Source organism: Loktanella sp. DJP18 (genome assembly GCF_049310965.1).
GTDB lineage: Bacteria > Pseudomonadota > Alphaproteobacteria > Rhodobacterales > Rhodobacteraceae > Loktanella.
On the sequence record NZ_JBMERN010000181.1, the window covers coordinates 1 to 5,706 of the forward strand.

The 5,706-nt window shown below is 54.9% G+C and carries 5 protein-coding genes; 4 read left to right on the forward strand and 1 reads right to left on the reverse strand.

The window, feature by feature from the left end; translation table 11 throughout:
• Nucleotides 1–18 precede the first annotated feature (18 nt).
• From ACOI1H_RS23165 to ACOI1H_RS23180, 4 genes are all read left to right on the forward strand, one after another.
• A complete protein-coding gene (locus tag ACOI1H_RS23165) occupies nucleotides 19–1,320 on the forward strand; it encodes a DUF6395 domain-containing protein (protein ID WP_422440504.1) in 1,302 nt (433 codons plus the stop codon).
• A 199-nt stretch (nucleotides 1,321–1,519) separates the two neighbouring features.
• Nucleotides 1,520–2,338: an ATP-grasp fold amidoligase family protein gene (locus ACOI1H_RS23170; RefSeq protein ID WP_422440506.1), complete on the forward strand. Its 819-nt coding sequence runs from the start codon at nucleotides 1,520–1,522 to the stop codon at nucleotides 2,336–2,338.
• Between the two features lie 187 nt (nucleotides 2,339–2,525).
• Complete coding sequence (locus ACOI1H_RS23175; protein ID WP_422440507.1) at nucleotides 2,526–4,064, forward strand: hypothetical protein; 1,539 nt, start codon at nucleotides 2,526–2,528, stop codon at nucleotides 4,062–4,064.
• Nucleotides 4,061–5,206, forward strand: a complete 1,146-nt coding sequence (locus ACOI1H_RS23180) for a hypothetical protein (protein WP_422440509.1) — start codon at nucleotides 4,061–4,063, stop codon at nucleotides 5,204–5,206. Before ACOI1H_RS23175 ends, ACOI1H_RS23180 begins: the two co-directional genes overlap by 4 nt.
• 269 nt (nucleotides 5,207–5,475) lie before the next feature.
• On the opposite strand, the gene ACOI1H_RS23185 is transcribed toward ACOI1H_RS23180, so the two are convergent.
• Nucleotides 5,476–5,706: hypothetical protein (locus tag ACOI1H_RS23185; RefSeq protein ID WP_422440511.1), on the reverse strand; the 231-nt coding region annotated here is incomplete at its 5' end.

Below are 5,706 nucleotides of genomic sequence, written 5' to 3' on the forward strand. Positions count from 1 at the left end.
TAAAGTAGGAGATATTCTGTGCAGATCAGTTATAGCTTTCTGGAAGATAAACTATTATTTTCAGCAGAACCAAATGCCGATGATATTAATTACTTCGCTGATCGTAAAGGAAAAATGCGCTGGAATAATTGCGAATTTGTCCTCCCAGAAAGCTTTGATAAAGAGGGTATTCACCCTGACGCACTTGCACTCTTAGCGATCCTAATTTATGGGCCGTTCACAAAAAAAAATATAGAACTATCGTGGGGTGTATCGCGAGATTTCTCAAATTCCGTGCTTAGCTCATTTAAGAGAAAAATAGCACCGGTTGATTCTACATTAAAACCGAGAACCTCGTTCAAAGGCTCGAGACCTGCGCTCGCGTTCAGTGGGGGCGTGGACTCTTTTTCTGCCCTTAATATTCTGCCTGACGACACGGTGCCCGTCTTCTGTCATCGGACACGCCCAGCTGGTGTACCTGTCGGAATGTACCGGGCTGATGCAGCGTTGCGTGCATGCGATAATTTAAAAAGCGATTACGATGTAGTTGTAATTGAAACCGATATGGAGTTTGTTAGGGACCCGGTTGGATTTGCGGTAGACTGGACAAATGCTGCTGGAGCAGTCTTAATTTCAGATATGTTTAATATAAATTCAATTTCATTTGGTATGATTATGGAAAGCGCGTACTTCCTTGGTCATCCACACTACTCAGATCTTAAGAAACGTAGTGTATACTCCGCATGGGCCCCAATTTTTGAAGCAGTGGGTTTACCGATATCATTACCTACATCAGGGCTATCGGAAGTTCTAACGTCAAAAATGGCCGCAATTAAAGGTGATACATGGAGTGCCCAATCTTGCGTGAGAGGCAATGCTGATGAGCCCTGCATGAGATGCTTTAAATGCTTCAGGAAAACTATTCTTGACTCGCGTCTGACTGGAGATGAACTCCCCAGCAGTCATTTCGATATGGCGATACACTCTAAAGAGGTGAAGAACCGACTGCTTCAAACGCCTATTCATCATGAAGATGTCTTAGCTTTTAGCTTAATTGGCCTTAATTGCGAGCCAAATCCAATACTTGACGCTCTTCAACAAAAAGTTATGCCTATTTTTGAATACGGTTCTGGCCTTAAATTCCTCGAAAAGCTCTATCCTAAGTCGAGGGAGTTAGTGCCGGATTTTCTTTGGGCAGAAGTTAGTGAAAATATTTCATGTTATGCTGGAACTTGTAGCGAATCCGAAATTCAAATGATCGAAAAATGGGACGTAATTGAACTCACGACAAATGACCGCTATATTCAGGCCCAAAGCAAGTTGTTGGAATTGCTAAACTGATGAATTACTTTTTTAAAGGTTGGGATGCCCGCTCACTTACTACAACTGATTGGTATCAGTAACGCCCAAACTAAGTTTCTCGAGTCCTTAAATTAGCCCCGTGAGCACCGCTTCGAACGCGGCCGTAATGAACATGGACCAGAATGGTTTGATATTTTACAAAGTTTCGAAATATCCAGTGAGCGTTGGGGGAACCGCTATGGACGCAACCAAATTTTCCAAACATATCGAAGCCTCAATGGCCCTCAAAAGAAGGTATCCAAGTCATTGGACAAGACCTTTCTTCAATAAGATCATAGGACGCCAATTCGCGGCAAACTTTGGTTTGCGCGGACCGGACGTGATCGCCCAATACCCTTCGGTTTATGACCTGCCCGAACTGGACACCTTACCGACCTCCTGCGTGATCAAGCCGACCAATGGAAACGGAAACCGCGGAGTGTTTTGCATCCGCGATGGGTGGGAAATTATGGATGCTCTGCCTGTTAGCCGCGACACGATCGTCGCGACCTTCAAGGCGAGCGACACAATCTCAGAATCGCCGGTCATCGTTGAAGAGCTAATTGTCGATTATTCCGGCCGGGAAGGACTTCCAAGAGACTTTAAGTTCTACAACTTTGGAAACCGTTGCAGTTTCATACATGTAGTTGAGCGCAATCACCGCAAGGATCAAAGTAAGAACCGGCACTGGTTTCTAAACGAGGATCGAACGCCCTTTGCCTATCAGTTTATCAAGTCCCAAAAACATTCACAAGATTTTCTAGAATTGCCACCTTTCTTTGACGATATGCTTGCCCTCTCCAAGCGATTTTCCAAAAAGCTCAACTCCTTTGCTAGAGTGGATCTTTATGCCGCGCAAACAGGCCCCATATTCGGCGAAATCACAGCCTACCCGCACGGCGGGAAAGGCTATCTGGAAGAAGCTGACCTTTATTTAGGACGCCAATGGCGCGGATACTATGGCGCTTCCCGGCTAGATTTTTTGAAATATTTAAAAGTCAAATATTATGGACACTGACGGATAGCGCGACACGCGCGTAGACGCGACAGACAATCGGTTTGCGTCTTCCTTGGCAGCTTGACTTCCGGACCGCGCCGCCGCAAAAGAAAACCAGATGCCACGACACGCAAAGCGGTCGGTTTGAGCGCTGTCTGGAACAGATGGAAACGATCTTGATCTCCGAAAATTCCGTCTACAGTCTGCCATGCCCTTAACATTCTCCAAGCGCCTTTTGCTGCACGTCGGCCAGCCGAAGGCCGGCAGCACGGCGATCCAGAACTACCTGTCCGCGCAGCGCGAGGCGCTTCTTGCGCAGGGCATTCTGTTTCCCCGGTCCGTCCTGCTGCGCCGCAATCCCTTCGATAAATCGCGCACGCCCGGTCACTATACTCTGTTGCAGGCCCTGACCGACCCCGATTATGCTAGTGTGCTTGACGCACTCGACGCCGAACTTTTACAGCATGAAGACGCCCGCACGCTGATCGTCTCGATCGAAAGCCTGTTCTCGGATCAGCCGGACCCTGTCCTGATGGCGCTGGCGGCACGGTTTCAGGATTGGGATATCGAAATCATTGCCGTCCTGCGCGCTCTGCCCGAATGGATGGCCTCACGCTACGTCGAGGAATGTCTCAGCGGTTTCCGCGGCTGCCTTCAGACGCCCGATCAGTTTTGCGACGAGAAATTCGCCCGTGGCGCTCATGACTACGCGGGGCGGCTGGACCATCTTGCGACGATCTTTCGACCATCCGCCATCCATGTGATCAACTACGACGCGGCGCATGTCGGCGACGGGCTGGTGCCTGCGTTTTTGCAACAGGCCGGCCTGTCCGCGACGGACGGCGCCCTAGCCACCGGCATCCGGGCGAACGTGCGGGAAAAGGAACTGTTTCTGGTCGAAGGCAAACGCCGCCTGAACCATGCCCATGCCCATCTGCCGGCGCTGGTGCGTCAGGAACTAGAACATGATATTCGCGTCCATGCCCGCGAGATGGCTTTGCAGCTGCCCCCCGACATCCCGCGTTTCACCGGCGATCACATCGAGTTTCCGCCCGCCCGGTGCCGTGAAATCCTGCGCTCCAACGCGCGGTTGGTCAAAGAATACGGTTTAGTGCCACCTCTGGCCGACCCCGCACCGCACAAAGACAGCGACGATCCCGCCCTGCACAAACGCTTCATCGACGGGGCAGACGCGCTTTTGACATTCGGTCTGAACCGCATGGCGCAGCTTTTGCAGGCTGCAATCCCGCACGATGCGCCAAAGCCCGCAAATCCTCATCCGCTGGCGCTTGACGGCCACGAAATGCTGATCGCGCAGATCGCCGCCGCGCGAGTCATCGTCAGCATGAACGCACCGGACGCGGCAGTCATTGCAACCTGCTTTCATAACAAGCTGCCGGTGTATCTGTCCTCACCGGACATAGTGTTGCACAATCTGCACCGGGTTTCGGATACTTGCCTGCCGTCGGATGCCGTCGTTTTGGATGCCCCGGATCAGCTGGCAAAACTGCTCTCTGTTACGCCGGCCGATCTGGTGATTTGCCCGGTTCGCACGCCGTTGCGGCAAATCGCCGATGCTTGGGCCTGTACCGGTGCCGATGCGGTGCTTGTCACTTGCGGCCATGACCCGCAAAAGTTGACGGATATGGCCCTGCACCTAAATTTGCTAATCTGCGCACAGACCGGAGCCTTTGCATTTCTGGCCCGCAAGACCACGGCACACAAAAAGAAGGCGGGCCGCACATGACCCACAGACCCGAAAACCAGGGCGCGGATCTGCCGCCAGGCGGCATCATCCCCACCGCGCTTCTGCCTTTCTTCTGGCGCCCCCGTTTTCCCGGTACATCGCCGGTCATAACCTGTGTACCATTGTTGTTCTGGCTGCCTCAGGCGCTTGAGGCGCGGCGGGTTGCGGTTCTGGGCGTCGGTGACGGTGTGGCGCATTTCGCGCTGTGCCAGGCCTTGGAAAAGGACGGCCTGACGGGGTTGTCATGCGACGGTATCGGGTTCTGGCGGGGTGCGGCAGAGGATGCACCCGCCGTGCCCCCCGCCCTGCGCGAACACAGCGAGAATGTCTATGACGGCCTCTCGCGCCTGCATTCCGTAGCCAGTCCCGGCGCGGCATGCACGATACTTCATGGTGCGGACCTCGACCTTCTTTTCATTGATCTGGACAGCGTCCCGTCCGAGGATCTGCCTTGGGACGACATCCCCTCAATGGTCGGTGCATCCGGCCTTGTGGTGGTCCACGGATCTGCCGACCTGCCCGCCGACGGTCCGGCGGCGACCTTTCTGGCCGGTCATGCAGCGCTGCGCCATGACGGCTGGACGAGGCTGGCCCTGTGTCCCATGGGCAACGTCCCCCCTGCTCTGTCAGTCCTGCTGGATGCGGCTCAGACGTCCGATGGCAAGGCCGGGCTGGCGCTGGTCCTGCGCCGTTTGGGACAGGGTCTTGTCGCGATAGAGGAAACCCGCACCCTGCGCCGCCAGACAGAGGACCAAGCCTTGGTGCTGACGGATTACGAGAACACGCTTGCCAAAGTGCAACGACAGGAGGCGCAGCTTCAGAAAGGCTATGATCTGCGCGGGGGCAAACTGGCAGAGCTTCAGGTCAGACATTTCACGACCGAAGGCACGGTGGCAGGCCTGCACGCGCAGGCAAAACACCAGGCGCAGCTTCTGGCCCAAGAACGTCGCCTGCGGTTTGACGAAACCGCCGCCCTGACCCGCATGCTGGAACACGAACGCCAGGCTGGGGGAAAGACCCTTGCCGCGCTGAAGGCCGAGAATGCAAGCCTGTCCATCCGGATCACAAAGCTTCTGGGCAGCACCTCGTGGAAGATCACGGCCCCAGTCCGCCGGATTAGGCGTATGGTGAAAAGAAGGTGACCGCGCGGCCCATGGCGCGCGCCGCATGACCTGACATCAGCAAGGCCATCACATGACGGACCAGACACAGGTTTCCCTGCAGGCACGATATGACATTCAGGTGCAAGAAATTGCGGTCCTGACGCAGGCGCTAGCCCGTATTTCCGCCAGTCAGGACAAAATGGCCGCGCTGCAACGCGATCTTGCCCGGGCGCAGGCCCAGATCGACGCCATGCGCTCCAGTACGTCATGGAAAATTACGCGTCCTCTGCGGGCTGTCGTGCGGGCCGTCAGGTCTGCCCGGTCACCATCATGATGTCATCCGCGGGGACCTGCATATCGGTCGGCGCGGGAAACCGCCTTTTGGTTGCAGGAAACGCGGTGAACAGCTCGTCGCGCGACGGCACCGTATCGTGCCAGGCCGTCATCGCATCCAGGTAATCGCGGCGCATCTGCGATGTTTTGCCCTGACGGACGCGGGTGCCGAACACGTGATGGTTCGTCAGGCTGTCGGGTGCATC